This window comes from Rhodococcus opacus B4, from assembly GCF_000010805.1.
GTDB lineage: Bacteria > Actinomycetota > Actinomycetes > Mycobacteriales > Mycobacteriaceae > Rhodococcus_F > Rhodococcus_F opacus_C.
Window position 1 is genome coordinate 6556763 of record NC_012522.1, and the last position, 25953, is coordinate 6582715.

Here is a 25953-nt window from a genome sequence, read left to right on the forward strand (position 1 = left end):
TTCGGTCGATCGGCGACCGAAGGTACATTCGCTCGTGGGTTTCCGGAGCCTTCCGGTATCTCTGAGGAAAGGCGGCGCGGTGGGTGCTGGGGGTCGGCTCGAGAGAGTTCGAGGAGTGCGGGGCCGAAGGCGCAGGAACGGTGCGGCAGTGACCGCACTCGTGCTTGCACTGTCGACGGCGGCACTCACGGCGTGCACCGCGGATCCGCCCCCGCCGGTCGAGAGCACCGACAGCCCCAAGCCGACGGTGTCGCCGACCGAGAAGCAGCCCGTCGTCGTCGCGATCGACGACGTGGGCAGCGGATTCAACCCGCACCTGCTGTCGGACCAGTCGCCGGCGAACTCCGCGGTCAGCGCCCTCGTGCTGCCGAGTCCGTTCCGGCCGGTGCCCGACCCCGCACACCCGGGCGGCAGCACCTGGATTCCCGACGCCTCCCTCGTCGTCTCCGCGGACGTCACGTCGCAGGAACCGTTCACCGTGACGTACCAGCTCCGGAACGAGGCGCAATGGTCCGACGGCGCACCCATCGCCGCCGAGGACTTCCGTTATCTGTGGCAGCAGATGATCAGCGCCCCCGGCGTGGTCGACCCCGCCGGCTACGACCTGATCCAGGACGTCCGGTCCTCGGGCGGCGGCAAGACGGTCACCGTCGTGATGAAGGCCGCGTACCCGGCGTGGCGTGAACTCTTCACCGACCTCCTGCCCTCGCACCTCATCAAGGATTCGCCGGGCGGCTTCGCCACCGGTCTGGCCGAGAACATCCCGGTGTCGGGCGGGCACTTCCACATCAAGTCGATCGACCGCGGCCGCGACGAGATCCTGCTCGAACGCAACGACCGGTTCTGGGACAAGCCGGCGACCCCCGACCAGATCCTGATGCGGCGCGACGGCACCCCGTCGCAGCTCGCCGACTCGATGCGCAACAACGACACCCAGATCGTCCAGATTCACGGGGGCACAGCGACTTCCGCTCAGCTCGCGGCGATCCCGACGGTCCGGACCGGCGCGTCGTTCCAGCCCCGTGGACTCGACCTCACGCTGAACGGCCGGGTGCCCGAACTCGCCGACGTCCGGGTGCGGAAGAGTCTGCTGAACCTGCTGGACACCGACCTGCTCGCCGTCGTCGGCGCAGGCAGCGAGGCCTCGGCGGTCCCGGCGCGCTCGCAGGTCTACGCCCCCTCCGATCCCGGGTACACCGCGACCGCACCCGCGCGGCCGAGTCGCGAACAGGTGCTGGCGCAGCTGGCCGAATACGGTTACGTCGCCGAAACGCCCACGGGCACCGTGGTTCCCGCAGGTACGGCGGCGCCGACCCGGCTCGTCCGCGAGGGCGTCCCGCTCACGCTCGTCATCGGCACACCCGAGGGCGACGACACCGCGAGCGCCGTCGCCAACACGGCGGCCGACCAGTTGCGTGGCGCCGGCATCGATGCCACCGTGACGTCACTGCCCGCCGAGGAGTTGTACGGGGAGTCGCTGAGCAAGGGCGACATCGGAGCGGTCGTCGGCTGGTCGCGCGCCGGGTCGGACCCGGCGACGGCACTGGCGTCCCGGCACAGCTGTCCGCCCGCGGTCGTCGCGACCACCCAGCCGAACACCGAAACCGCCGGCCCCGAACGTGATTCGGTATCGGAGGCAGAGGCCCCATCGAACCTGTCGGGAGTCTGCGACCCCACCCTGCAGCCGTCCATCGACGCCGCGCTGCGCGGGGTCGGGGATGTGCCGCAGGCCCTCGCCGAGGCCGATCGCAGGCTCTGGGACCTGGCCGCCGTGCTGCCGATCATGCAGGACCGCACACTGGTCGCGGCCGGGCCGGGCGTCGACGGGGTATCGCTGTCGGGCGCGGTGCCGGTCGGAATATTCAGTGACGCAGCAGACTGGAGCAGGATCAAGGAATGAGTGAGCGGCGACTTCTGCTGGTCCATGCCCATCCCGACGACGAGACCCTCACCACCGGGGGCACCATCGCGCGTTACGCCGCCGACGGTGCCGACGTCCACGTCCTGACGTGCACGCTCGGCGAGGAAGGCGAGGTGATCGGCGACGAGTGGGCGCACCTGGTCGCCGGCGCCGCCGACCAGCTGGGCGGGTTCCGGATCGGCGAGCTGACGTCCGCGCTGTCGTCTCTCGGTGCGGGTCGGCCACGATTCCTCCTCGGGGCGGGACGCTTCCGTGACTCCGGCATGGCGGGTACGGCGTCGGCGGCGAACCCGCGCGCCTTCGTCAACGCCGACCCGGACGCGGTGACCGCGGCGATCGTGGCGGTCATCCGCGACGTGCGGCCGCACGTCGTGGTCACGTACGACCCGGACGGCGGATACGGGCACCCCGACCACATCCAGGCGCACCGGATCGTCACGGCGGCGGTCGAGGCGGCAGGAACCGAACGGTTCCCCGACGCGGGCGTCCCCTGGGACGTCGCGAAGCTGTACTGGACGGTGACCGAGGCGAGCGCGCTCGAGGCGGGCCTCTGCCGGATCGGCGACCTTCCCGACGGCTGGCGCCTGCCCGAGCCCGGCGAACTCCCCAGCGTGCCGGACGGCGACGTGACGACGGTGATCGACGTGCGGGGCGTGCTCGACGCGAAGCGGAACGCGCTGTCGGCGCACGCCACCCAGGTGACCGTGGCGCCGAGCGGCACCGAGTACGCGCTCTCCAACGACATCGCGCAGCCGATCCTGGTGGAGGAGCACTTCGTGCTGGTGCGCGGCGCCCTCGGGGATCGGGACGCAGACGGCAGGGAGTGGGACCTCTTCGCCGGCGTGGGCCACTGACCGCAGGTACCTGTGACCGGCGTTACGTATTACACTGTGGCGCACGTCACGCAGCGGCCGCGGTCGAGTCCGTGTGACACCCGTCAGGAGAGGCGATAGATGTACAACTGGGATGTTCAGAACGCCATCGTCGCGTTCGTCGATACGCTCCGGCCGTCGTGGCCGGCCCAGCACGACCTGTACTACAGCGTGCTGTACGGATTCGCCGACATGCAGAGCCATTTGCTGACCCTGCTGGGCTACCCGCCCGTCGCCTGATCCACTATTGACGCATGACCGTCGGCACCGCAGCGAAACCCGGGCACCTCGACGCTTTGGGGAGGGTCACCCTCGCGCTGCTGGTGTTCGACGGTTTTCTGTGTGCCGTCCTGTCGGTGCTCTTCCTGCCCAGCTACCTCGGTGCCACGCCGTTTCCGATCAGCATCCTCGCTGCCGCGGTCGCCAATCTGGCGCTGGTGATCGCCGCCCGGTCCACGACCGGCCGGGTCCGGTCGGGAGTGCTGCCGCTCGCCGGCTGGGGATTCGGTTTCCTGCTCTGCATGTTCGGTGGTCCGGGCGGCGACGTGCTCATGCTCGCGTCCGTCTGGACGCTCCTGCTCCTGTTCGGCGCGCTGCTGCCCGCAGCGGTCTACCTGTGGAAGGTCAGCGCCAAGGCGGCCTTCGGGGCTGTTTCGCCTCCGGAACGCGAGGGTACGCGGTAGCCACCAGCAGTCTGCTGAAGGAGCATCGCGATGACAGACCAGAACTTCACGACCGACGACGCCGGCATCCCGGTCACGAGTGACGAACACTCGCTCACCATCGGGACGGACGGGCCCATCCTCCTCCAGGACCACTACCTGATCGAGAAGATGGCCCAGTTCAACCGCGAACGCGTTGCGGAACGCCAACCGCACGCGAAGGGGGGCGGGGCGTTCGGACGGTTCGAAGTCACCGAGGACGTCTCCGCCTACACGAAAGCCGATCTCTTCCAGCCCGGGAAGAAGACGGATCTGCTGATCAGATTCTCGTCCGTCGCCGGCGAGCGCGGCAGCCCGGACACGTGGCGCGACCCCCGCGGGTTCGCGATCAAGTTCTACACCGACCAGGGCAACTACGACATGGTCGGAAACAACACCCCCGTCTTCTTCATGCGCGACCCCATGAAGTTCCAGGACTTCATCCGCTCGCAGAAGCGGCGCGCCGACAACAACCTTCGCGACCACGACATGCAGTGGGACTTCTGGACGCTGTCCCCGGAATCTGCGCACCAGGTCACCTGGCTCATGGGCGACCGCGGCATCCCGCGCACGTGGCGGCACATGAACGGATACTCGAGCCACACGTACATGTGGGTGAACGCCGCGGGCGAGAAGTTCTGGGTGAAGTACCACTTCAAGACCGACCAGGGCATCGAGTTCTTCACGCAGCACGAGGGCGACCAGATGGCGGCCATGGACACCGATTACCACACCCGGGACCTGTGGGAGCACATCGACGGCGGCGAGTACCCGAGCTGGACCCTGAACATGCAGATCATGCCGTTCGAGGATGCGGACGACTACCGGTTCAACCCGTTCGACCTCACCAAGGTGTGGCCGCACGGCGACTACCCGCTGATCCCCGTGGGCAGAATGACACTCGACCGCAATCCCACGGACTACCACTGCGAGATCGAGCAGGCCGCGTTCGAGCCCAGCAATCTGGTTCCCGGAATCGGCCCGAGCCCCGACAAGATGCTCGTCGGCCGGCTGTTCTCCTACCCGGACGCCCACCGCTACCGGATCGGCGCCAACTACAAGGAACTGCCGGTCAACCGGCCGCACGTCCCCGTCCGCTCGTACTCGAAGGACGGCAACATGCGGCACCACAACCCGGGTGATCCGGTGTACGTGCCGAATTCGAAGGGCGGGCCGCACGCCGACCCGTCGCAGGTCGGGGAGACTGCCACCTGGTACGCCGCCGGCGACATGGTCCGCTCGCCCTACGCGCCCCACAAGGAGGACGACGACTGGGGCCAGGCGGGGACGATGGTCCGTGACGTACTCGACGACGCCGGCCGTGACCGTCTGGTGGACAACATCGTCGGGCATCTGCTGAACGGCGTCAGCGAACCGATCCTGGCGAAGGCGTTCGAGTACTGGCGCAACGTCGACAAGACGCTCGGCGACCGGATCGCTGACGGGGTGTCGAAGAAGCAGTCCGAGACGGATCCCAAGGCGGGGGAGCAGGCCAATCCGGCGCGCAGCAGCGCGCAGGCGAAGGCTTAATCCTCGTACGCCACCGGGTGCCGGGGTTGGTACAGCATCATCTCGCCCGCTCCCGGGATCTTCAGGGCGGTGGTGAGGCCGTACCCGTCGTCGCGGATTCCGCGGGTGAACTCGGCGCCCTTGGCCTCGAGTTCCGCGACCGTCGACTCGATGTCTTCGCACATCAGCGAGATCTCGTGGTGCGGCCTCGTCGACCACGGTTCGCCGCCCCGATCGTCCGAGGTGGGATGCACTCCCATCTCGGACGGTCCGGTGCCGAAGATCAGCCACCCGCCCCCGGCGTCGACGTGGGGCCAGCCGAGAACGTCGCGGAAGAAGGCGCGGGCGGCGTCGGCGTCGTCCGCGTAGACCAGAGTGTGCACAGCTGTGATCATGTGGGCAGCTTAGTGCGATCCGTCCGTCACACTGGGAGAATGTCGAACGACGAACTTTCCGGACTGACCATCGCCGTCACCGCCGAACGCCGGGCAGCCGAGTTCATCACGCTCCTCGAGCGGCACGGCGCCGCCATCGTCCACACCCCGGCCATCCACGTGCTTCCGCTCGTCGACGACTCCGATCTGCGCGCCCGCACCGCCGATCTCATCGCGTCGCCGCCGGACCTCCTCGTGGTCAGCACCGCCGTCGGATTCCGGGGGTGGCTGGACGCGGCGCGGGCCTGGGACGAGGAGGACGCGCTGCTCACCGCCCTGCAGTCGGCGCGGATCATCACCCGCGGGCCCAAGGCGAAGGGCGCCGTCCGCGGCGCCGGCCTGCGCGAGGAGTGGTCGCCCGACACCGAATCGTCCGAGGAAGTGCACGAACATCTCGTGGCCCAGGGCGTGCGCGGACTACGCGTCGCGGTCCAGTTGCACGGCACCATCACCGAGTGGGAGCCGATGACCGACCTGAGCGTCTCCCTCGCCGGCGCCGGGGCGGACACGACGGCCGTGTCGGTGTACCGGTGGATCAGACCCGAGAACCAGCAGCCACTGTCGACGCTGCTCGACCGGATCATCCGCGCCGAGGTCGACGCCGTCACCTTCACCAGCGCACCGGCCGTGTCCTCGCTGCTCAGCACCGCGAAAGACACCGACCGGGTCGACGCCCTCCTGCACGCGTTCCACGGTCCCGTCGCACCCGTCTGCGTCGGTGCCGTGACGGCCTCGCCGCTCACCGTCCTCGGCGTGGACACCATGCAACCCGCCCGCCCCCGGCTCGGCAGCCTGGCCAAGTACATCATCGAGGAACTCCCGAAGCGGCGGTGACGGTCCTCCCGACCGTACGAACGGGACGTCCGTTGCGTCAGATCGAACGGGCGTCCCGTTCGTCCGGGGAGCTGGGGCGTCAGCCGCTCAGCCCGGCCACCCGTGCGGCGTCGGAGAGCACCGACTCGAGCATGGCGGGGGTGAGCCGGCCGGTGAACGTGTTCTGCTGGCTGACGTGATAGCACCCGAACAGATGCAGGGGACGTTCGGGGCCGGCCAGTTCGACGTGCGCACCGTGCCCGAACTTGGGTCGCGGCCGGGGGACGGCCCAGCCGGCGTCGTCGAGGACGGGCAGCAGCGATTGCCAGCCGAACCCGCCGAGCACGATCACCGACCGCAGGCCGGGTTGCAGGATGCGCAGTTCGGCGTCGAGCCAGCGGCGGCAGTTGTCGCGTTCCTCGGGGGTGGGCTTGTTCGCGGGCGGCGCACAGTGCACCGGGGACGTGATCCGGACGCCGAACAGTTCGAGGCCGTCGCCGATGTGGGTGGCGGTGGGCTGGCTCGCCAGACCCACGGCGTGCAGGGCGGCGTAGAGGAAGTCGCCGCTGCGATCGCCGGTGAACATGCGCCCGGTCCGGTTCGCGCCGTGCGCGGCGGGGGCGAGACCGACGATCAGCAGCGGCGCGTCGGCCGGACCGAATCCGGGAACAGGCCGGCCCCAATAGGTTTCGTCGCGGAACGAGGCGCGTTTCTCGCGCGCAACCTGCTCCCGCCACTCGACGAGGCGGGGGCAGGCCCGGCATTCGATCAACTGTGCGTCCAGGCCGGCGATATCGGTCAGCGCCGCGCCCACACGTCACCTCCGCCGGGAGTCACCGACTCGATGAGCGACCACGCCTGGTCGGCAGGCAGATCGATCACCAGGTACTTTCCGGTGCCGGCGGGGGTCGCGGCGATGACGGTCGCCACCCCGGCCCGCCGCTGGAAGAACGTCTGGCGGACGGTCCACCCGATGATGCCGTCGGCCTCCAGACTGTCGCGGGCACGGTCGAGGGAGCCGCTGCCGGTGATCAACCATCCGGGCAGCACCGCATGTCCGAGGCCCCGGTACCGATCCCACGCCAGCGCCACACCGCCGACGGCGAGGGCGACGATCCCGGCCCACACGGCCCAGAACACGGGCCGGTCGACGATCAGGAACACCAGAGCGACGGCGAGCGCGATCTCGGCGGGGATCAGCGCCCGGGTGTAGCGCCGGCGTGCGGCGACCGGGCCGTGAGCCGTGAGCGGGACCGCGGCCTGGCGGTGGTCGCCGATGACGGTGGCCATCACCCGCTCCGCCTCCGCGCGTGGCGCCTGGGGGAGCAGCAGCGAGGATTCGCGCCTCTCGGCGCTGACGCCGGTCATGACGGCGTCCAGTCGCGCACCGCCGGCGAGCCGCAGGAGCAGCGGTTCCTTCAGCGTCGTACCGCGGAGCCGGGCGCGATCGAGCGTGGTCTGGCGGGTCTTCAACAGGCCGTGGCTGACGTGCAGGGTGCGGCCGTTGTCCGTCAGCGTCATGTTGCCGTAGGTCAGCAGGTACCGAACGCAGGCGAGCGCGCTGGCGGCGATCAGGAGGACGATGCTCCCGACGACGACGGCCACGGCGATTCCGACGCGCTCGGCGGATTCGATTCCCTCGGCGACCGTCGACGAGCGGGCAATCTTCGCGCCGATTCCGTACTGGAACGCGAGTCCGACGATCGCCGCGATGGTCACCACCCCGGTCACCGAGAACGGGGCGTAGCGGACCCAGCCCGGAGTCCAGTGGCCGATCTCGGTCACCGCAGGTTCCTGCGTGACCGCGGTGTGCTCGACCTCGGGGGAGGGCTGACGGGCGAGGAGCGCGGCGCGCAGGTCGGGAACCAGCCCGGTCGAGAGCGCGTTGAGTTCGAATTTCGCCGCGTCCGGTTTGGACCCCACCTGCTGGCCGGTGCCGATGCGCACGATCGACAGCCCGAGCAGCCGATGCAGCACCCCCGCCTCCACGTCGACGGAACGGATCCGGTTGCGCGGGACCGACAGCAGGCGTTTGCGGAACAGGCCCTGCCGCAGCTGCACGTGGACCGGGCCGATGCGGTAACTCGTCGTGAACCACCGTGAGACGCCGAACACCACGAACACGACAATCGCGACGAGACTCCACACGTGGTTGCCGCTCTGGGTGCCGATCACCAGCGAAATCAGCAACACCGGCAGGAGTTTGACGATCTCGTTCACGGGGTGAACCAGCAGCATCCGGCGGTTCAGGCGCAACCAGGGCTGCTCCTCCTCCGCGGCGACCGCGGCCTCGCCGTGCGCGATCGGCGGAGCGATGCCCGGTTCCGGTGCCGCACTCATGTGGCGTCACCGACATTGGTGCCCGCGATCTCGGTGAGCCGCGCGACGGTGCGGTCGGCGGTGTCCTGATCGAGCGCGGCGATCTTGACGGCACCCGCGGACGACGCCGTCGTGACGGTGACGGTCGCGAGCCCCAGCATGCGGTCGACGGGCCCGCGTTCGGTGTCGACGGTCTGGATGCGGGAGATGGGCGCGATGCGCCGTTCCTGGGTGAACCAGCCGCTGCGGGTGTAGACCGCGGTGTCGCTGATCTCCCACCGATGCACCCGGTACCGCCAGAGCGGGACGACGGCGACGTGGACGATCGCGAGAACGACGGTGATCGCGAGGACCGTGACGTGGACCCACACGGGCCACCAGTGGAAGACGAGAGCGACGACCTGCACGACGAAGACGGGAAACCAGACGAGGGCGGCGTTGATTGCCCACAGCTGCTTGGCTTTGGGGCTCGGCCGCCACAGCGGCTCCGCCATGGTGACGGTGGTGGGCACACTCATGCCCCTACTTTGGCCGTGCCCCGCCATTCTGTCGAGAACGGACCTATGGTGGGAGGACCCCCGAAGCGAAAGGAGCGCAGACATGACGTCATTCGATGCGGCCGATTCTCCGGAGGTTCCCGAGGCGGACCGGCTCGAACAGGAAATCGCCGTCGACGACGACAATTCCGACGAGGTCGAAGAAGTGTCGTCGCTGGAGGTGAACGAGGCAGACGCGGCCGAGCAGAGCCGGGCGGTTCCGGTCGACGAGGACTACCCGCGCGGGTAGCGATCGCCGCCGCTCGCGGAGTCTGGGTGGCACGGCTCGTCGTCGATGGCGCATGATCGCTGGGTGACCCATTCAGGTGAAGAATCCGGCCGGCCCACGATGCTTCCCATGCCGGGTGTTCCGGCGGCACCCCCGTCCGGCGCATCGGCGCAGGAAGTGGCACCGTCCGCGTCCGCCATGCGTCGGGTGTTGCGGCGGGCGCGGGACGGCGCCACGCTGAACGTGGACGAGGCGACGGTGTTGTTGCAGGCCCGTGGCGAGGATCTGGCGGATCTGTGTGCGTCGGCGGCGAAGGTTCGTGATGCGGGGTTGCTGGCGGCGGGCCGGCCTAGGGCGGTGACGTATTCGCGGAAGGTGTTCATCCCGCTGACCCGGTTGTGCCGGGACAAGTGCCATTACTGCACGTTCGTCACGGTGCCGGGCAAGTTGCGGGCCGAGGGGCGCGGCGCGTATCTGGAACCGGACGAGGTGCTGGAGATCGCCCGGCAGGGTGCCGAATTGGGCTGCAAGGAGGCCCTGTTCACGTTGGGTGACCGTCCCGAGGATCGGTGGCCGGAGGCCAAGCAGTGGCTGGACGAGCGGGGCTACGATTCGACGCTGGACTACCTGCGGGCGATGTCGATCCGGGTGCTCGAGGAGACCGGGCTGCTGCCGCACCTGAACCCGGGTGTGATGAGCTGGGAGGAGATCTCCCGCCTCAAGCCGGTCGCCCCGTCGATGGGCATGATGCTCGAGACGACGTCCACCCGGTTGTTCACCGACAAGGGTGAGTGCCACTACGGCAGCCCGGACAAGGATCCGGCGGTACGGTTGCGCACGCTCACCGACGCCGGGCGGTTGAGTGTGCCGTTCACCACCGGCATCCTGGTCGGGATCGGCGAGACCGTGCGGGAGCGGGCCGAGTCGATCATGGCGATCCGCAAGTCCCACAAGGCGTTCGGGCACATCCAGGAAGTGATCGTCCAGAACTTCCTGGCCAAACCGGACACCGCGATGCGCGATGCCCCGGACGCGGGGCTCGAGGAATTCCGTGCGGCGATCGCGGTGTCCCGGTTGCTGCTGGGCCCGGGGATGCGGATCCAGTCGCCACCGAACCTGGTGTCGACCACCGAATGCGCCGCGCTGTTGGGGGCGGGGGTCGACGACTGGGGTGGCGTCTCGCCGCTGACCCCGGATCATGTGAACCCGGAGCGGCCGTGGCCGAACCTGGACACCCTCGCGGAGATCACCGCGGAGGCCGGGTTCGAGCTCACCGAACGGACGGCGGCGCAGCCGCAGTTCGTGCTGGCCGGCTCGCCGTGGATTGATCCGCGGATCACCGGGCACGTGCAGGCCCTCGCCGACCCGCAGACGGGGTTGGCGAAACCCGGGACCAGGCCGGTGGGGTTGCCGTGGCAGGAACCGGACGAGTCGTGGGAGTCGGCGGGCCGGGTGGACCTGAACACCGAGATCGACACCACCGGCCGTAACACCGACACCCGCAGCGACCTGGGCAGCGCGTTCGGGGACTGGGACACCGTCCGCGAGCAGGTCCTCGAACTCAGCGGCCCGGTGCGGGTGGACACCGACGTCCTCGCCGCGCTGCGGGCCGCCGAACGCGACCCGGCCGGCCTGTCGGACGACGAGTACCTGGCGTTGGCGACCGCGGACGGCCCGGGGCTCGAGGCGGTCGTGGCGTTGGCCGATCAACTGCGCATCGATGCGGTCGGCGAGGAGGTGACGTATGTGGTGAACCGGAACATCAACTTCACCAACATCTGCTACACCGGCTGCCGGTTCTGCGCGTTCGCGCAGCGCAAGGGCGACGCGGACGCGTTCACCCTGTCCACCGACCAGGTCGCCGACCGGGCGTGGGAGGCGCACGTCGCGGGGGCGACGGAGGTGTGCATGCAGGGCGGTATCGACCCGGAACTCCCCGTGACCGGGTACGCCGATCTGGTGCGGGCGGTCAAGGCGCGGGTGCCGTCGATGCATGTGCACGCGTTCTCGCCGATGGAGATCGTCAACGGGGCGTCGCGGGGTGGGCAGAGTATCCGGGACTGGTTGACGGAGCTGCGGGAGGCCGGTCTGGACACCATCCCCGGCACCGCGGCGGAAATCCTCGACGACGAGGTGCGGTGGGTGCTGACGAAGGGCAAGTTGCCGACGGCGACGTGGGTGGAGGTGGTGACCACGGCGCACGAGGTGGGGTTGCGGTCGAGTTCGACGATGATGTACGGGCACGTGGACAATCCGAGGCATTGGGTGGGGCATCTGCGGGTGCTGTCCGGGATTCAGGATCGGACCGGGGGGTTCACGGAATTCGTGCCGTTGCCGTTCGTGCATCAGAGTGCGCCGCTGTATCTGGCGGGGGCGTCGCGGCCGGGTCCGACGAATCGGGACAACCGGGCGGTGCATGCGTTGGCGCGGATCATGTTGCACGGGCGGATCCCGAACATTCAGACCAGTTGGGTCAAGTTGGGGGTGACGGGTACGCAGGTGATGTTGCAGGGCGGGGCGAACGACCTCGGGGGCACGTTGATGGAGGAGACCATCTCGAGGATGGCGGGGTCCGAGCACGGATCGGAGAAGACCGTCGAAGAGCTGCGGGCCATCGCCGAGGGCATCGGCCGCCCGGCCCGCGAACGCACCACCACCCACGCCCGCCGCGAGGGAAGGTCGCCGGCCGCATGAGCGAGACGGATCGGCTGGGCGACGCCACGGTCGTCGGCATCCTGGATCGGGCCGCACGGGGCATCAACCCCGTGCTCGATCTGGCCCGCACGGATCCGTTCGGCATCAAGGGCCGGACCTTCACCCCGACAGCGGAGGACCGGGGCGCCGCGGAGGCGCTGCTCGACGGCATCGCCTGGGTGCTCGACACCGTGCGGTTCCCGGGGACGGCGTCGTGGGAGAAGGCGAGCGACGACGAGCGGGCACGGTGGTGGGTGACGCGGATCGGCGCGCTGAACACGATCGCGGTCGCGTCCCCGGGCATGTTCGGTGTGCTCCTCAACCGGCTCCCGATCCAGGACGTACTCGGGTTCGCGAATCAGGCTGTCGTGCTCGTCGCCGTGGCCCGGGAGCACGGCGTCACCGACCGGTCCGAGCAGGTGGACCTGCTGGCGTCCGTGCTCTGCCGGCGAGAGGCGGATGCGTTCGCCGTGCTCGCCGCCGCGACGCCGACATCGAGTTCAGCGGACGGTGCCTCGGTGTGGCGCCCGTTCGGACTGATCGGCGCGCTGTGGCGCACCGCGGGCACGGTGCGCGGGCTGAGTGACGAACTCGACAAGCGCCCGCAACCGGGCGGGACCTACGCGCTGCTGGGGAACATCCCGGTGGTCGGTGTGGTGGCCGGGTATCTCGGTGAACGGGGTGCGCTGGTGAGAGCCGTGAAACAGGCCGAGGCACGGATCGCGGCCCGGGCGTCGCGGCCCGCGGAGATCCGCCGGGTCAGGTAACCCTCACCGCAAAGGGGTCCGCCGGGCAGGCGATAATGATTTCTTCCGCGAGGTGCAAGCGACCCGTACCTCGTGCTTACTCGTGTCAGAAAGGCAGGGAGAGCGGCAGTGCCCTACACGATTGCTGAACCGTGCGTGGATGTGCTGGACAAGGCGTGTATCGAGGAATGCCCTGTCGACTGCATTTACGAGGGCGGGCGGATGCTCTACATCCATCCGGACGAATGCGTGGACTGCGGCGCCTGCGAACCCGTCTGCCCCGTCGAAGCCATCTTCTACGAAGACGACGTCCCGGACCAGTGGAACGGCTACATCGCCGCGAATGTCGACTTCTTCGACGACCTCGGTTCCCCCGGCGGAGCGGCGAAGCTGGGCAAGGTCGACTACGACCCGCCGTTCGTCAAGGCGCTGCCCCCCATGGGCGAGGACTAGAGGTGCCTCGTATCCCGGTAGCCGCAGCACTTCCCGACTTTCCGTGGGACTCGCTCGAGTCGGCGAAGGCGAAAGCCTTCGCCCACCCGGGTGGCATCGTCAACCTGTCGGTGGGAACCCCGGTCGATCCGGTGGCCCCGATCATCCAGGAGGCGCTGACCGCCGTCGCCGCGGTGCCGGGATATCCGACGACACACGGCACCGCCGAACTCCGCAACGCCGCGGTCGAGGCGCTGCGCCGCCGCTACGGAATCACCGGCATCGATCCGGCGGCGGTGCTGCCCGCGATCGGCACGAAGGAGCTCATCGCCTGGCTGCCACGCCTTCTCGGGCTCGGCGCCGGCGACCTCGTGGTCATTCCGGAACTCGCGTACCCCACGTACGAGGTGGGTGCGCTCCTCGCGGGTGCGCGGGTGATCCGCGCCGACGGTCTCAACCGGCTCGGCCCGGAGAGCGCGTCGCTGATCTTCGTGAACTCGCCGTCCAATCCCACCGGCAAGGTGCTCGGCCTCGACCATCTGCGCAAGGTGATCGACTGGGCGCGCACCCGGGGCGCCATCGTGGCGTCCGACGAGTGCTACCTGGGGTTGACGTGGGAAGGTGAAGCCTTCTCCATCCTCGACGAGCGGGTGAACGACGGCGATCTCACCGGGCTCCTCGCGGTGCACTCGCTGTCGAAGACGTCCAATCTCGCGAGCTACCGCGCGGGTTTCGTCACCGGTGACCCGGCGTTGGTCGCCGAGCTTCTCAAGGTCCGCAAGCACGCGGGCATGATGGTGCCGTTGCCGATCCAGTCGGCGATGACCGCCGCACTCAGCGACGACGACCACGAGAACGAGCAGCGTGAGCGGTACCGTCGTCGCCGCGAGATCCTCCTCGCAGCGGTGCGCGGCGCCGGATTCACCGTCGACGACTCCGAAGCCGGGCTGTACCTGTGGGCCACCCGCGGCGAAGCCTGCCGGGACACCGTCGAGTGGTTCGCCGAGCGCGGCATCCTCGTGGCGCCGGGGGAGTTCTACGGTCCCGGCGGCGGCACCCACGTGCGGATCGCGCTCACCGCCGACGACGAGCGGATCGCGGCCGCAGCGGAACGACTGGTCTGACCCGAGTCCGCCCGGTGCGGGCCGACTCGGTGTCAGGATTGTGCTGTGACCCTCGACGACGTCGCCGACGAACTGTACGGTCTCGACCCCGGTGAGTTCGTCGAGGCGCGCACGGCGCGGGTGACTGCGGCGCGGGACGACAAGGACCGCGCTCTGGCCACCGAGATCGGGAAACTGCGGAAGCCCACGGTCGTCGGCTGGCTCGTCAACCTGCTCGCTCGTGAACTGCCCGACGAGGTCGGTGCGCTCCTCGCTCTCGGCGATGCCCTCCGCGATGCGCAGCGGCACCTGTCCGGTCCGGACCTCCGACGGCTGAACACGCAGCGTCAGCAGGTGGTCCGCGCGCTGGCACGTAAGGCCGGTGAGCTCGCTGCCGACCGGGGCCGCACGGTCGGCGAGGACGCGCTCCGCGATGTCGGTCAGACGCTGCACGCCGCCCTCGCCGATGCCGACACCGCCGAGCAGGTGCGGCGTGGCCGGGTGGTGACGGCGGCGAGCTACAGCGGTTTCGGGCCCGCCGGGCTCACCGTCGTCCAGGGAAAGTCGGCGACGAAGCCGCCGAAGTCCGAACCCGCCTCCACAGCCCTCACCGGAAAGCCGAAGAAGTCGAAGGGGCGCGATCTCGACGCCGAACGCGCTGCGGCCGAGGCGGAACTCGCGGATGCCACGTCCGGGGCCGACGAGATCCGCGGCGCGCTGGACGACGCGAACACCGAACTCGGGCGGGCGCGATCCACGCTGACCGAGATCGACCACCGGATCGAGGAACTGCGCGCCGAACTCGAACACGCCGAACAGGAGCGGCAGTTCACCCGGAACGCGGAGAAGGCCTCGGCGGAGGCGGTGCACCGGGCGGAACGGGAACTGGAGGCGGCGGAGCGGCGGGTCGAGAAGGCCCGGCGCACACTCGACGACCTCGGCTGAGAAGAGTGCTCGAACCTTGACCTCGAGCGCAGTTCAGGTTCTAACCTGACCTCATGTCCTTCACCGAGCAGGAACTCGTCTACCTGGCCTCACAGCGCATCGGCCGGCTCGCCACGGTGCAACCGGGCGGAACCTTGCAGGTCAGCCCAGTCGGTTTCCACTACAACGCCGACACGTCCACGATCGACATCCAAGGCTACAACATGGCGTCGAGCCGCAAGTTCCGCAACGTCGCCGACAACGGGAAGGTGGCGTTCGTCGTGGACGACGTGCCGTCCGTCGACCCGTGGCGGGTCCGCTGCGTCGAAATCCGCGGGCGCGCCGAGGCCCTCGACGACGCCGCCGCCCGGGCGAACGGCCTCGGTGGCCCGACCATCCGCATCCGCCCCGAACGCATCATCAGCTTCGGGCTCGGCGCCACCGATCAGGACGTCCACCAACTCGTCTCGAACGCGCGCGACGTCTGAGCGGACTACGCGATGTCCGGCGAGTAGCCGGCCGCGAGCGCGGCGACGGTGGACGGCGGCGTCAGGACCGTGGCGGTGCCGCCTGCCGGCCGGTTCGACGGCGTCCCGTATCCGTCGGCCGACCACAGGACGACGGTCTCGTCGAGCACGACCGCGGGTTGGTCGTCGACCAGCACGAAGGCGCCGCGGGGCAACGACGACCACGCGGCCCGGTGTGTTCGCTGACGGGACCCGTCCAGTCGTTCCCCGTGCAACCGGGCGTCCATCTCGTCCGCACTCGGCAGGCCGCCCCCGTGCGCCGCCTGCCACGCGGCACGAAAGTCGTTGTACCGCTCGCGCCTGCAGAGGGCGCACGGCCGGTGTCCGGCGGCCAGCGCCACCGCCTCGTCGTGGAAGAACAGGACCGTGTAATGGCCCTCGCTCCACTGCGGGACCGTGCGCGCCGGGTAGTCGGTGACGCAGATGATCCACCGTGTGCCGGAATGATTCCGTACCACGGAGTGCCCGCGGTGCAGGTAGCCCCGATTACCCATGAACCGGCCACGCAGCGGAATCGCGACGATGTCGGATCGGGGTGACACACGGTTCCGTTCGGCCATGCGCCGATGCTAGCCAGCCCGTCGGCGCGTCAAAACCGGATGGCCACCCCCGTGCAGCGCTAACCTGGGCTCGAGGGTTCCGTTCGGACGGGTGTCCCCGCCCGGACGCGGTTCCCGGTCACAGTTCCTCACACGATCTGAGGGCAGGAGGCAGGCAGCATGGACGCCATCACCCAGGTTCCGGTGCCCACCAACGAGCCGGTCCACACGTACGCGCCGGGCAGTCCCGAACGTTCCCGAGTGCAATCCGCGCTCACCGACATCGCTACCAATCCCGTCGACATCCCGCACGTGATCGGTGGCAAACACCGGCACGGCAACGGCGACCGCGTCGACGTCGTACAACCCCACCGGCACGCCGCCGTGCTCGGCACGCTGCGCAGCGCCACCCACGACGACGCATCGGCGGCGATCGAGGCGGCCACCGCCGCGGCACCACACTGGCGGGCGCTGTCGTTCGACGACCGGGCCGCCGTGATCCTGCGGGCCGCCGACCTGCTGTCCGGGCCGTGGCGCGAGACGCTCGCCGCGGCGACGATGCTCGGGCAGTCGAAGTCGGTCCAGCAGGCGGAGATCGACGCACCGTGCGAGCTGATCGACTTCTGGCGCTTCAACGTTCACTTCGCCCGCCAGATCCTCGCCGATCAGCCGATCTCGTCGCCCGGCGTGTGGAATCGGCTCGAATACCGTCCGCTGGAGGGCTTCGTCTACGCGATCACGCCGTTCAACTTCAGCGCGATCGCCGGCAATCTGCCGACCGCGCCCGCGCTGATGGGCAACACGGTGATCTGGAAGCCGTCGTCGACGCAGACAGTCGCCGCGTACTGGACGATCAAACTGCTCGAAGCGGCGGGCATGCCCCCGGGGGTGATCAATCTGCTCACCGGCAGTGGGCAGGCGGTGTCGGAGGTGCTGCTGAGCGATCCCCGGCTCGCCGGAATCCACTTCACGGGTTCGACCCGCACGTTCCAGCACCTGTGGAGCGAGGTGGGTGCGAACATCGGGAAATACGCGGGTTACCCAAGGCTGGTCGGGGAGACCGGCGGCAAGGACTTCGTGGTCGCGCACGCCTCGGCCGACGAGGACGTGCTGCGGACGGCGCTGATCCGCGGCGCTTTCGAGTACCAGGGCCAGAAGTGTTCGGCCGCCTCCCGTGCGTACGTTCCGAAGTCGCTGTGGCGGAGGATGCGGGACACGTTCACGGCGGAGGTCGACGCCCTCACCTACGGGGACGTGACGGACCTGGAGAACTTCGGCGGGGCGCTCATCGACCGGCGCGCGTACGACAAGAACGTCGCGGCCATCGAACGCGCCCGCGGTGCGGCGGGTCTCGAGATCGCCGTCGGCGGCAAGTACGACGACAGCGTCGGCTACTTCGTCCGTCCCACCGTGCTCCTCGCGGACGACCCGGCCGACGAGGCGATGACCACCGAGTACTTCGGCCCGATCCTGACGGTGCACGTGTACGACGACTCGGGCCCGAACGCGTTCGCCGACGTGCTCGCCAAGGTCGATTCGGCGGCCCCGTACGCGCTGACCGGTGCGGTGATCGCGGACGACCGGCAGGCCGTCGAGCAGGCGACGTCGGCGCTGCGGTTCACCGCCGGAAACTTCTACGTCAACGACAAGCCGACCGGTGCCGTCGTCGGGCAGCAACCGTTCGGCGGTGCCCGCGCGTCCGGCACCAACGACAAAGCCGGGTCCAAACTCAACCTGCTGCGCTGGGTGTCGGCCCGCACCATCAAGGAGACGTTCGTCCCCGCCACCGATTACCGATATCCGCACATGGGATCGGAATGAAGGCGCCGACGGTTCTGGCGAATCCGCTCCGCCCGGCGATCCTCGCGGCGGCCCGGTCGTCGCGCGTCAAGCGGGCGGTCACCGGCGCCCCGGTCACCCGGAAACTGGTCGACCGCTTCGTCGCGGGCGAGAGCCGGGAGTCGGCGCTCGCGTCCGTCCGGGAGATCCTCGATTCGGGCCGGTCGGTGTCGATCGACTTCCTCGGTGAGGACACCCGTGACGCGGCGGGCGCGCAGGCGACGGTCGACGAGTATCTGGCGCTCGTCGCGGATCTCGGTGCCCTGCCGGAAGCAGCGGACAAGGGATCGGGGGTCCGGCGGCTCGAGGTGTCGATGAAGTTGTCGGCGCTCGGCCAGGCGCTCGCAGGCGACGGCACACGGATCGCCACCGCCAACGCCCGCACGATCTGCGCCGCCGCCGAGGCCGCCGGGGTGTGGGTGACCGTGGACGCCGAAGACCACACGACCACCGATTCGACGCTCGCGATCGTCCGCGAACTCCGCACCGACTTCCCGTGGCTCGGTGCCGTCGTGCAGTCGTATCTGCGTCGCACCGAGAACGACTGCCGCGCACTCGCAGGCCCCGGCTCGCGGGTCCGGCTCTGCAAGGGGGCGTACCGGGAACCCGAGTCGGTGGCATTCAAGGACCGCGCCGCCGTGGACGCCTCGTATCTGCGCTGCCTGACGATTCTCGTGGAGGGCGACGGGTATCCGATGGTGGCCTCGCACGATCCCGCCGTCATCGACGCGGTGGCACCGCTGGTCGGGCGCACCGGCCGCGCGGCGGACGCCTACGAGCACCAGATGCTGTTCGGGATCCGGGACCTCGAGCAACGCCGGCTCGCCAACGAGGACAAGCAGGTTCGGGTATACGTGCCGTACGGAAGCCAGTGGTACGCGTACTTCATGCGGCGACTGGCCGAGCGTCCCTCGAACCTGCGCTTCTTCCTCCGGTCGGTGGTCACGCGGGACTGAACGCCGATCGGTTCCCGTGGGGGATCGCCGTTGTAAGGTTTCGCGGTGACGACTTCGGGCGGCGGATGGGCCAGTGCGGTCCTCTTCGCCGTCGTCCTCGTGCTCGCCACGATGCTCGCGTCGACCCGCCTCGGCGAGGTCCGGCTCACCCGTCCGCCGCGCACCGCGGTGGTGCTGTGGCTGCTCATCGCCGTGCCGTCACTGCTGCAGATCGCCGTTCCCGCCGTCCTCGACGCCCTCGAGCGTGACCCCGACCAGATCCGGGACCACCAGTGGTGGCGGATCTTCACGTCGGTCGCGGTGCAGGACGGGGGAGTGGCCGGAACCGTGGTGAACCTGCTCGTCCTCGCCTGGCTAGCGCCGCTCGCGGTGCGGGTGTGGGGTGGAGTCCGCGCCGTGCTGCTGTTCGTGGCGAGCCAGATCATCTTCGGCCTGTTCACCGCGTTCCTGTTCCCGTCGCCCGGCGCGGGCAACTCGGGTGCCACGCTCGCGCTGGCCGCGTCGTTCGCGGGGCTGGTGGTGATGCAATCCAAGGAATGGCGGGTCCTCGCCGCGAGCGGGGGCATCGTGCTCGCCGGTGTGCTGCTGGTGGTGGTCGACGACGCCCACGGACTGGCCGTCCTGACCGGGGCGCTGCTGGGTGCGGCACTCGCCACCGTGAGTCCCCCGACGGGAGACCCGACCGACCGCGTCCGGACCCTGTGAGAAGCTGTCGATGTGCTGCTGCGATCTCTGAATCCTCTGGCCGTCGCCCGGGGCGACGACATTCCCGACGCCATCCGGATCGGCGACACCACCCTGTCGCGCGGTGACGTGCTCGGTGCGGCGACCTCCGTGGCCGAACGGGTGGCACGCGCGGATCGGGTCGCGATCCTCGCCACCCCCACCGCGACCACCGTGCTCGCCGTCGTGGGCTGCCTCATCGCCGGTGTGACCGCGGTGCCGGTGCCGCCGGATTCCGGCCCCGCCGAACTCGAGCACATCCTGCGCGATTCCGGCGCGCAGGCGTGGCTCGGTGAGGCGCCGGCGGACGCGGCGGGTCTGCCCGTCGTTCCGGTGCGCGTCCACGCCCGGTCGTGGCACAGCTACCCCGAACCGCCCGAGTCTGCCGTCGCGTTCGTGCTCTACACGTCCGGCACCACGGGACCGCCGAAGGGGGTCCTGATCAGCAGGAAGGCCATCGCCGCCGGCCTCGACGCCCTCGCGGACGCCTGGCAGTGGACCGGCAACGACACTCTGGTGCAAGGACTTCCGCTGTTCCACATCCACGGGCTGATCCTCGGCGTACTGGGACCGTTGCGTATCGGCAGCCGGCTCGTCCACACGGTCAAACCCACCCCGGCGGCCTACGCCGCGGCGCGGGGAACGATGTATTTCGGTGTCCCCACGGTGTGGAGTCGCATCGCAGACGACCCCGAGTCGGCGCGGGCGCTGTCGGGTGCGCGACTGCTGGTGTCGGGGAGCGCCCCGCTGCCCGTCCCGGTGTTCGAGAAGGTGCAGGAGCTGACGGGGCTCGCACTCGTCGAGCGGTACGGCATGAGCGAGACGATGCTCACGCTCAGCACCCGGGCCGACGGCGAGCGTCGCCCGGGGTGGGTCGGTGTGCCGCTCCGCGGCGTCGAGACCCGGTTGCGCGACGAGCGTGGCGGCGACGTCCCCCACGACGGCGAATCCATCGGCGGTCTGCAGGTGCGGGGGCCGATGCTGTTCGACGGCTACCTCGGCAGGCCCGACGCGACCGCCGAATCGTTCACGGACGACGGCTTCTTCAAGACCGGCGACGTCGCCGTCATCGATCCGGGCGGGTTCCACCGTATCGTCGGCCGCGAATCCACGGACCTCATCAAATCGGGCGGATTCCGCGTCGGGGCGGGCGAGGTGGAGACGTCGCTCCTCGGCCACCCGAGCGTGCGGGAGGCGGCGGTCGTCGGCATCCCCGACCCGGATCTCGGTCAGCGGCTCGTGGCGTTCGTGGTGGGGGACGACGTGTCGGAGACCGCGCTGATCGAGCACGTGGCCACCGAACTGTCGGTGCACAAGCGGCCCCGCGAGATTCGCGTCGTCGAGTCGCTTCCCCGCAACGCGATGGGCAAGGTGCAGAAGAAGCAGCTGTTCTGAAATCGGTAAGGTGGCGGGCGATACCGGCCCAACACGGATTGGCAGGCGCACAGTGAGTGTCGAGAGCATCGTCCACAGCCCCCGGATCGTCCTCGCCTTCCGGCCGGACGGCGCGCCCACCGCCGACAACTTCCGGCTCGAGGCGGTGAATCTCCCCGGCCCCGCCGACGGCCAGGTGCTGATCCGCGTCATCTACCTGTCGCTCGACCCGTACATGCGCGGCCGGATGAGTGCCGCCGAGTCGTACGCAGACCCGGTCGAGATCGACGAGGTCATGGTCGGTGGCACCGTCGGGCAGGTCGTCGATTCCCGGCACCCGGACTTCGCCACCGGTGATTACGTTCTCGGGTACGCGGGCTGGCAGTCGCACGCCGTGGTCGACGGCAACCAGCTCCGCCGACTCGACCCCGCCGCCGCGCCGTTGTCGACCGCGGTCGGAGTGCTCGGCATGCCCGGCTTCACCGCGTACTCCGGCCTGTTGAAGATCGGGCAACCGAAGGCGGGCGAGACGGTGGTCGTCGCGGCGGCCAGCGGTCCGGTCGGCTCGGCCGTGGGACAGATCGCGAAACTGAAGGGTGCCCGGGCCGTCGGGATCGCCGGCGGACCGCAGAAGTGCGCCTACCTGCTGGACGAACTCGGATTCGACGCCGCCGTCGATCACCGGTCCCCGAACTTCGCCGAGGAACTGCGCGCCGCGTGCCCCGGCGGGATCGACGTCTACTTCGAGAACGTCGGCGGCGCCGTGGCCGCTGCGGTGCTGCCGCTGCTCAACCTGTATGCGCGAGTTCCGGTGTGCGGCCTGATCGCGCAGTACAACGACACGGAGGCTCCCGCGGGACCGGATCGGCTGCCCGGGTTCTTCAGCCGGGTGCTCGTCAAGAGCCTCACGATCCGCGGATTCATCCAGAACGAGTTCGTCCCCGAGTTGTACGCGGACTTCCAGTGCGACGTGTCCGGATGGATCCGGGACGGCCGATTCGCCTACCGCGAGGACGTCGTCGACGGGCTCGAGAACGCGCCCGCGGCATTCATCGGGCTCCTCCGGGGCAGCAATTTCGGCAAGCTGGTGGTCCGGGTCGCCGAGGAGAACTGACGCAACGGATCTCCTGTATTCGCCCTGGACAGGGCGCTGTCGTGATACAACTGTGACAGAAGCGGACCCTCGTTATGTTTGCGTGATGTCGATGATGCGGGAGTTCGGTGTCATCCACACATGGGAGTGGTCAGAGCTATGACGAATCACAGTCCCGGGGCGGGTTCGCAGATCCTCGTCGACGGCAGGCCTGCCTCCGCTCCGCTGCGCGACACGCTGACAGTCGCGCAGAAACTGGTCCGGCATTTCGCCGACAACGTCACCCCGTGCGGTTCGCTGCCCGGCGAACAACTGCAGAGCGATGTCATGGATTTCACGATCGTCTGCCTCGGTCTCGGCATCCAGATGCTCGACGAGGGCATCAGCCCGACGGACGAGGACCTCGCGGAGGTACGCAACAGTTCCGCGCGCTGGGCCCGCGAGGGATTCCCGCTGAAACTCGTGCTCCGCATCCTCCACGAAGGCATCCGCGAGGCCGGCGACCTCGTCGCCTCGAACGCCCGCGACGAAGACCTGCCCGAACTCCTGGTCATCCAGAAGGTGATGTTCACCCTCCTCGAATCAGTGACGGTCGCCGCCACGACCAGCTACGTGGAGGAACTCGAAGCGGTCAACAGCGAACGCGACGGCGCCGCAGTCAATCTCGTCACTGCGCTGCTCAGCGGCAGAAAGGCGGCCACCGCGGCCCGGCATGCGGGAGTGGAGCTGGCCGACGAGTACGTGGTGCTGGGGCTGTCGATTCCCTCGCATCCCACCGAGGCCGTGACCCACCGGCGCAAAGCCGTCGTCGCCCGGCAGAAGCTGCGCCGGTTGCAGATCGAGCTGGCGGACGCCGCGGGTGGGGTGGCGCTCTGTTCGCTGAGCCCGGACGGCGGAACACTGTTGCTTCCGGGCTCACCCGAGCGGGCGTGGATGGTCTCCCTGCTCGACCGGATCGGAGCGGCCGCCGGGGTTCTCCTCACCGCCACGGCGACGCGGGTCCGGACTGCCGGTATCCCCGCGGCGGCGGACCAGGTCCACGAACTCCTCGACCTCGCCCATCAGCTGGCCCTGGAGCCGGGCCTCTACGAGATGGACGATCTGGCGCTCGAATACCAGCTCACCCGGCCGGGGCCGGGACGAACGCACCTGGCCCGGCTCCTCGAGCCGCTGCAGGGCTCACCCGAACTGATCGAGACGCTCGAGGTGCACATCGGACACGATCTGAATCGGCAGCGCACCGCGAAGCAGATGCACCTGCACACCAACACGGTGGACTACCGGCTCAAGCGGGTGGCGCAGTTGACGGGCTGCGATCCGACCCGGCCCTCCGGGCTACGGCGAATCCAGGCCGCGCTCGTGGCACGCCGGCTCGAGGTCGAGCAACCCGATCGCTGACCGGTGCGCTCGCGCCGGCTCGGAAATTCCCGTCACCAGCGCAAAGTCCAGCAGCGCACTGTTCGCTACGATGTGGGCCGGATCATATTCGGTTCGGGGTGACGGTGGTCGTCTCGTGACCGAACTGTTAGAGGGGGCAGGCGATGGCCGGAGGGCGACATTCGAGCGCGGGGCCGGAGCGGGAGGGGCGCTCACCCGCCTTCTATGCGGTGTGCGCTGCCGCCGTGATCGGGCTCGTGGCCTCCGTCGTGGTCGTCGTTCAGGCGGTGCGCTCCTGGGCGGACGACTGTGAGCAGGTCGCCGACTACACCCTCGCCGCCGACCCGAGCATCGCGCCCGCCCTGGGCAGCATCCTCGGCGAAGCGAAGAGCACCGACCTGGGCTGCGCGAGGATCGCCGTCGGCGCCGCGACGTCCGGCGACATCGCGGGACGGCTCGGCAAGGGCACCGACGCCCCGGATCTGTGGATCCCCGACAGCGGCGCCTGGGTGGGCAAGGCGGCACTCACTGCGGCCGGACCGGTCGAGGTCATGACGGGATCGGTCGCGTCCTCGCCCGTCGTACTGGCCTCCCGCGCGGAGGACGCCCCCACGTCGCCGACGTGGCTCGCGGCCCTGCAGATCAAGGACATCCAGCTGGGCAACCCCCTCGTGACCGGGGTCGCGCAGGCACCGATCAACGCGGCGCTCGCCGAGGGCCAGGCCGACCCCGTGTCCGCGGGGACGGTGCGGGCGGCGCTGGTCCCGCTCGCACAGGAGGAAAGTGCGCGCACCGCGGACGAACCCGTCGGCGAGGAGATGCTGCGGGGCGTCGTCGACAACGGTGGAGTCGCCGTCGCCACCGAACAGTCCGTGCTCGAATTCTCCGACGGTGACGGCGCGCACACGCTCGCCGCGACGGTGCCCCCGACGGGCAGCAACTTCATGAACTTCCCGCTCGTCGTCACGTCGCCCGCCCCGGACCGGCACTACAGGGCCACCCAGGTGGCGCGTGCCGTCGCCGCGATCCTCGGCGGCGAGGAGGCCCGCGCGGTGCTCGCGGAACACGGGTTCCGCGGACCGGACGGGAGTCCACCGGCCGACGGCCGCGGCGTCGGCCGGGTCACCAAGCTCGCGCTCGACGACGAGTCGCCGTTGCAGGACGCCCTGGGCGGGTGGGCGTTGATGGCGCTGCCGATCCGCACGCTCGTCGCGATCGACGTGTCGGGATCGATGGAGACCCCGGCCGGCAACCGGTCGCGCATGGATCTCACCGTCGATGCCGCCCTCGCCGGCAACGCGATGTTCCCGGACAGCGTGTCCGCGGGGCTGTGGGCGTTCTCGCAGGGGCTCGGCGGGGGACCGCAGGACTACCAGGAGCTGGTCCCGATCCGCCGCTACGACACCGTGGTCGACGGGCTCACGCAGCGTGAGCTGATGGCGCAGCAGGCGGGGAAGGTCGAGGGGCTGATCGGCGGCGGCACCGGCCTCTACGACACGACGCTCGCCGCGTTCCGGACCGTGCAGGACAGTTACGACCCACGCGCGGTGAACAGCGTGATCATCCTGACCGACGGCGCCAACGAGGACCCGGACTCCATCACGAAGGAACAGCTCCTCGGCATCCTCGAGCGTGAGATGGACCCGGCCCGGCCCGTCATCATCGTGACCATCGGCATCACCGACGACGCCGACGCGGCCACGCTCGCCGAGATCTCCCGGGTGACCGGAGGATCGAGCTACGTCGCGAAGGATCCCGCCGACATCGCCAACGTGTTCGTCAACGCGTTGGCCGCCCGGGGCCGCAGTTAGCGCCTACCGTGATGCGTGGAACGGGTCGGCGGCCACCGCGAACATCCTCCGGAACAGGAACGCTCACATGGACACTGTCAGGTTCTTCGAGTTCGCGACCGAATTGTTCGAAGTGCTCGGTGTCTCGTCGATGGTTCTCGGGTTCGTCTTCGCGTTCGTCCTCGCCGTCAGGGCCTGGAAGCGGACCGGTGACGGTGCCCGGGCGTTCAAGACCCTCCGGGAGTCGCTCGGGGGCGCGATCCTGCTCGGGCTGGAACTGCTCGTCGCGGCCGACATCGTCAAGACCGTCACCTCGACGCCGTCGCTGACCGATGCCGCGGTCCTCGGTGTGATCGTGCTGATCCGCACCGTGCTGAGCCTGTCGATCGAGATCGAGATCGACGGTGTCGCGCCGTGGCGGAAGGCACTGGTGACCGGCCCGCAGGTCCTCGCCCACGCGGCGCGCACCTCCGCTCCGGGTCCGGAGCCCGACCGGTGAGCG

General features: G+C 69.6%; 26 protein-coding genes. 21 read left to right on the forward strand and 5 right to left on the reverse strand.

Translation table 11 applies throughout. From position 1 onward, the window contains the following. Positions 1–79: 79 nt before the first annotated feature. The 5 genes from ROP_RS29765 to ROP_RS29780 all read left to right on the forward strand — a co-directional run bounded on the left by ROP_RS29765 (position 80) and on the right by ROP_RS29780 (position 5024). Complete coding sequence (locus ROP_RS29765; RefSeq protein ID WP_269454461.1) at positions 80–1900, forward strand: ABC transporter family substrate-binding protein; 1821 nt, start codon at positions 80–82, stop codon at positions 1898–1900. Beyond that, entirely contained in the window at positions 1897–2775 is an 879-nt protein-coding gene (mshB, locus tag ROP_RS29770) for an N-acetyl-1-D-myo-inositol-2-amino-2-deoxy-alpha-D-glucopyranoside deacetylase (protein ID WP_015889732.1), read from the forward strand. The genes ROP_RS29765 and mshB overlap by 4 nt, the downstream gene beginning before the upstream one ends. A 99-nt stretch (positions 2776–2874) precedes the next feature. Beyond that, the gene (locus tag ROP_RS43625; RefSeq protein WP_005239161.1) at positions 2875–3033 is read left to right on the forward strand and encodes a hypothetical protein; all 159 of its coding nucleotides are present in this window, start codon (positions 2875–2877) and stop codon (positions 3031–3033) included. 14 nt (positions 3034–3047) lie between these two features. Continuing rightward, positions 3048–3476 (forward strand): hypothetical protein, encoded by a 429-nt coding sequence (locus ROP_RS29775; protein ID WP_015889733.1) that lies wholly within the window; start codon positions 3048–3050, stop codon positions 3474–3476. A 30-nt stretch (positions 3477–3506) separates the two neighbouring features. Further along, complete coding sequence (locus ROP_RS29780; protein ID WP_015889734.1) at positions 3507–5024, forward strand: catalase; 1518 nt, start codon at positions 3507–3509, stop codon at positions 5022–5024. Here ROP_RS29780 and ROP_RS29785 read toward each other — a convergent pair. After that, complete coding sequence (locus tag ROP_RS29785; RefSeq protein WP_015889735.1) at positions 5021–5398, reverse strand: VOC family protein; 378 nt, start codon at positions 5396–5398, stop codon at positions 5021–5023. The two genes, ROP_RS29780 and ROP_RS29785, sit on opposite strands and share 4 nt — an antisense overlap. Before the next feature lie 39 nt (positions 5399–5437). Between ROP_RS29785 and ROP_RS29790 the strand changes: the two genes are divergently transcribed. Then, entirely contained in the window at positions 5438–6271 is an 834-nt protein-coding gene (locus ROP_RS29790; protein ID WP_015889736.1) for a uroporphyrinogen-III synthase, read from the forward strand. A 79-nt stretch (positions 6272–6350) separates the two neighbouring features. On the opposite strand, the gene ROP_RS29795 is transcribed toward ROP_RS29790, so the two are convergent. From ROP_RS29795 to ROP_RS29805, 3 genes are read right to left on the reverse strand one after another with little or no spacing between them, the layout of a single operon-like run. Then, entirely contained in the window at positions 6351–7064 is a 714-nt protein-coding gene (locus ROP_RS29795) for a uracil-DNA glycosylase (protein ID WP_015889737.1), read from the reverse strand. Next, a complete protein-coding gene (locus ROP_RS29800) occupies positions 7049–8590 on the reverse strand; it encodes a PH domain-containing protein (protein WP_015889738.1) in 1542 nt (513 codons plus the stop codon). Before ROP_RS29800 ends, ROP_RS29795 begins: the two co-directional genes overlap by 16 nt. Continuing rightward, positions 8587–9087, reverse strand: a complete 501-nt coding sequence (locus tag ROP_RS29805) for a PH domain-containing protein (RefSeq protein ID WP_015889739.1) — start codon at positions 9085–9087, stop codon at positions 8587–8589. The genes ROP_RS29800 and ROP_RS29805 overlap by 4 nt, the downstream gene beginning before the upstream one ends. 82 nt (positions 9088–9169) lie before the next feature. On the opposite strand from ROP_RS29805, the gene ROP_RS29810 reads away from it, so the two are divergent. From ROP_RS29810 to ROP_RS29840, 7 genes are all read left to right on the forward strand, one after another. Next, positions 9170–9355, forward strand: coding sequence for a hypothetical protein (locus ROP_RS29810; RefSeq protein ID WP_015889740.1), 186 nt, complete (start codon positions 9170–9172; stop codon positions 9353–9355). 45 nt (positions 9356–9400) lie between these two features. Next, positions 9401–12028: a bifunctional FO biosynthesis protein CofGH gene (locus tag ROP_RS29815; protein WP_043825562.1), complete on the forward strand. Its 2628-nt coding sequence runs from the start codon at positions 9401–9403 to the stop codon at positions 12026–12028. Beyond that, positions 12025–12795 carry a hypothetical protein gene (locus ROP_RS29820; protein ID WP_015889742.1) on the forward strand — a complete coding sequence of 257 codons (771 nt, stop codon included), beginning with the start codon at positions 12025–12027 and terminating at the stop codon, positions 12793–12795. Before ROP_RS29815 ends, ROP_RS29820 begins: the two co-directional genes overlap by 4 nt. A gap of 108 nt (positions 12796–12903) precedes the next feature. Then, positions 12904–13227 carry a ferredoxin gene (fdxA, locus tag ROP_RS29825; RefSeq protein WP_005263360.1) on the forward strand — a complete coding sequence of 108 codons (324 nt, stop codon included), beginning with the start codon at positions 12904–12906 and terminating at the stop codon, positions 13225–13227. A 2-nt stretch (positions 13228–13229) separates the two neighbouring features. Then, positions 13230–14330: a succinyldiaminopimelate transaminase gene (dapC, locus tag ROP_RS29830; RefSeq protein WP_015889743.1), complete on the forward strand. Its 1101-nt coding sequence runs from the start codon at positions 13230–13232 to the stop codon at positions 14328–14330. Positions 14331–14375: 45 nt separating this feature from the next. Then, entirely contained in the window at positions 14376–15254 is an 879-nt protein-coding gene (locus tag ROP_RS29835; protein ID WP_015889744.1) for a hypothetical protein, read from the forward strand. A gap of 53 nt (positions 15255–15307) precedes the next feature. Further along, positions 15308–15721 (forward strand): PPOX class F420-dependent oxidoreductase, encoded by a 414-nt coding sequence (locus tag ROP_RS29840; RefSeq protein ID WP_015889745.1) that lies wholly within the window; start codon positions 15308–15310, stop codon positions 15719–15721. 5 nt (positions 15722–15726) lie between these two features. Here ROP_RS29840 and ROP_RS29845 read toward each other — a convergent pair whose 3' ends face one another. Further along, positions 15727–16320, reverse strand: coding sequence for a hypothetical protein (locus ROP_RS29845; RefSeq protein WP_015889746.1), 594 nt, complete (start codon positions 16318–16320; stop codon positions 15727–15729). 159 nt (positions 16321–16479) lie between these two features. Here ROP_RS29845 and pruA point away from each other — a divergent pair, with 159 nt between their 5' ends. The 8 genes from pruA to ROP_RS29885 all read left to right on the forward strand — a co-directional run bounded on the left by pruA (position 16480) and on the right by ROP_RS29885 (position 25950). Continuing rightward, positions 16480–18120, forward strand: a complete 1641-nt coding sequence (pruA, locus tag ROP_RS29850; RefSeq protein ID WP_015889747.1) for an L-glutamate gamma-semialdehyde dehydrogenase — start codon at positions 16480–16482, stop codon at positions 18118–18120. Further along, positions 18117–19094 carry a proline dehydrogenase family protein gene (locus ROP_RS29855; RefSeq protein WP_015889748.1) on the forward strand — a complete coding sequence of 326 codons (978 nt, stop codon included), beginning with the start codon at positions 18117–18119 and terminating at the stop codon, positions 19092–19094. The genes pruA and ROP_RS29855 overlap by 4 nt, the downstream gene beginning before the upstream one ends. Before the next feature lie 45 nt (positions 19095–19139). Continuing rightward, a complete protein-coding gene (locus ROP_RS29860) occupies positions 19140–19799 on the forward strand; it encodes a rhomboid family intramembrane serine protease (RefSeq protein WP_015889749.1) in 660 nt (219 codons plus the stop codon). Positions 19800–19811: 12 nt separating this feature from the next. Next, on the forward strand, positions 19812–21212 hold the full coding sequence (locus tag ROP_RS29865; RefSeq protein ID WP_015889750.1) for an acyl-CoA synthetase: 1401 nt from the start codon (positions 19812–19814) through the stop codon (positions 21210–21212). 52 nt (positions 21213–21264) lie between these two features. Continuing rightward, complete coding sequence (locus ROP_RS29870; protein WP_015889751.1) at positions 21265–22305, forward strand: NADP-dependent oxidoreductase; 1041 nt, start codon at positions 21265–21267, stop codon at positions 22303–22305. A gap of 138 nt (positions 22306–22443) precedes the next feature. Beyond that, entirely contained in the window at positions 22444–23682 is a 1239-nt protein-coding gene (locus tag ROP_RS29875; RefSeq protein ID WP_015889752.1) for a PucR family transcriptional regulator, read from the forward strand. A gap of 143 nt (positions 23683–23825) precedes the next feature. After that, positions 23826–25472, forward strand: a complete 1647-nt coding sequence (locus ROP_RS29880; RefSeq protein WP_015889753.1) for a substrate-binding and VWA domain-containing protein — start codon at positions 23826–23828, stop codon at positions 25470–25472. 67 nt (positions 25473–25539) lie between these two features. Beyond that, complete coding sequence (locus ROP_RS29885) at positions 25540–25950, forward strand: DUF1622 domain-containing protein (protein WP_015889754.1); 411 nt, start codon at positions 25540–25542, stop codon at positions 25948–25950. Positions 25951–25953 lie beyond the last annotated feature (3 nt).

Bases quoted from the DNA above. Each gene is read 5' to 3' on its own strand.
- mshB (WP_015889732.1), top strand. From the start codon at position 1,897: ATGAGTGAGCGGCGACTTCTGCTGGTCCATGCCCATCCCGACGACGAG.
- ROP_RS43625 (WP_005239161.1), top strand. From the start codon at position 2,875: ATGTACAACTGGGATGTTCAGAACGCCATCGTCGCGTTCGTCGATACG.
- ROP_RS29775 (WP_015889733.1), top strand. From the start codon at position 3,048: ATGACCGTCGGCACCGCAGCGAAACCCGGGCACCTCGACGCTTTGGGG.
- ROP_RS29780 (WP_015889734.1), top strand. From the start codon at position 3,507: ATGACAGACCAGAACTTCACGACCGACGACGCCGGCATCCCGGTCACG.
- ROP_RS29785 (WP_015889735.1), bottom strand. From the start codon at position 5,398: ATGATCACAGCTGTGCACACTCTGGTCTACGCGGACGACGCCGACGCC.
- ROP_RS29790 (WP_015889736.1), top strand. From the start codon at position 5,438: ATGTCGAACGACGAACTTTCCGGACTGACCATCGCCGTCACCGCCGAA.
- ROP_RS29800 (WP_015889738.1), bottom strand. From the start codon at position 8,590: ATGAGTGCGGCACCGGAACCGGGCATCGCTCCGCCGATCGCGCACGGC.
- ROP_RS29805 (WP_015889739.1), bottom strand. From the start codon at position 9,087: ATGAGTGTGCCCACCACCGTCACCATGGCGGAGCCGCTGTGGCGGCCG.
- ROP_RS29810 (WP_015889740.1), top strand. From the start codon at position 9,170: ATGACGTCATTCGATGCGGCCGATTCTCCGGAGGTTCCCGAGGCGGAC.
- ROP_RS29815 (WP_043825562.1), top strand. From the start codon at position 9,401: ATGGCGCATGATCGCTGGGTGACCCATTCAGGTGAAGAATCCGGCCGG.
- ROP_RS29820 (WP_015889742.1), top strand. From the start codon at position 12,025: ATGAGCGAGACGGATCGGCTGGGCGACGCCACGGTCGTCGGCATCCTG.
- ROP_RS29840 (WP_015889745.1), top strand. From the start codon at position 15,308: ATGTCCTTCACCGAGCAGGAACTCGTCTACCTGGCCTCACAGCGCATC.
- ROP_RS29845 (WP_015889746.1), bottom strand. From the start codon at position 16,320: ATGGCCGAACGGAACCGTGTGTCACCCCGATCCGACATCGTCGCGATT.
- pruA (WP_015889747.1), top strand. From the start codon at position 16,480: ATGGACGCCATCACCCAGGTTCCGGTGCCCACCAACGAGCCGGTCCAC.
- ROP_RS29855 (WP_015889748.1), top strand. From the start codon at position 18,117: ATGAAGGCGCCGACGGTTCTGGCGAATCCGCTCCGCCCGGCGATCCTC.
- ROP_RS29875 (WP_015889752.1), top strand. From the start codon at position 22,444: ATGACGAATCACAGTCCCGGGGCGGGTTCGCAGATCCTCGTCGACGGC.
- ROP_RS29880 (WP_015889753.1), top strand. From the start codon at position 23,826: ATGGCCGGAGGGCGACATTCGAGCGCGGGGCCGGAGCGGGAGGGGCGC.
- ROP_RS29885 (WP_015889754.1), top strand. From the start codon at position 25,540: ATGGACACTGTCAGGTTCTTCGAGTTCGCGACCGAATTGTTCGAAGTG.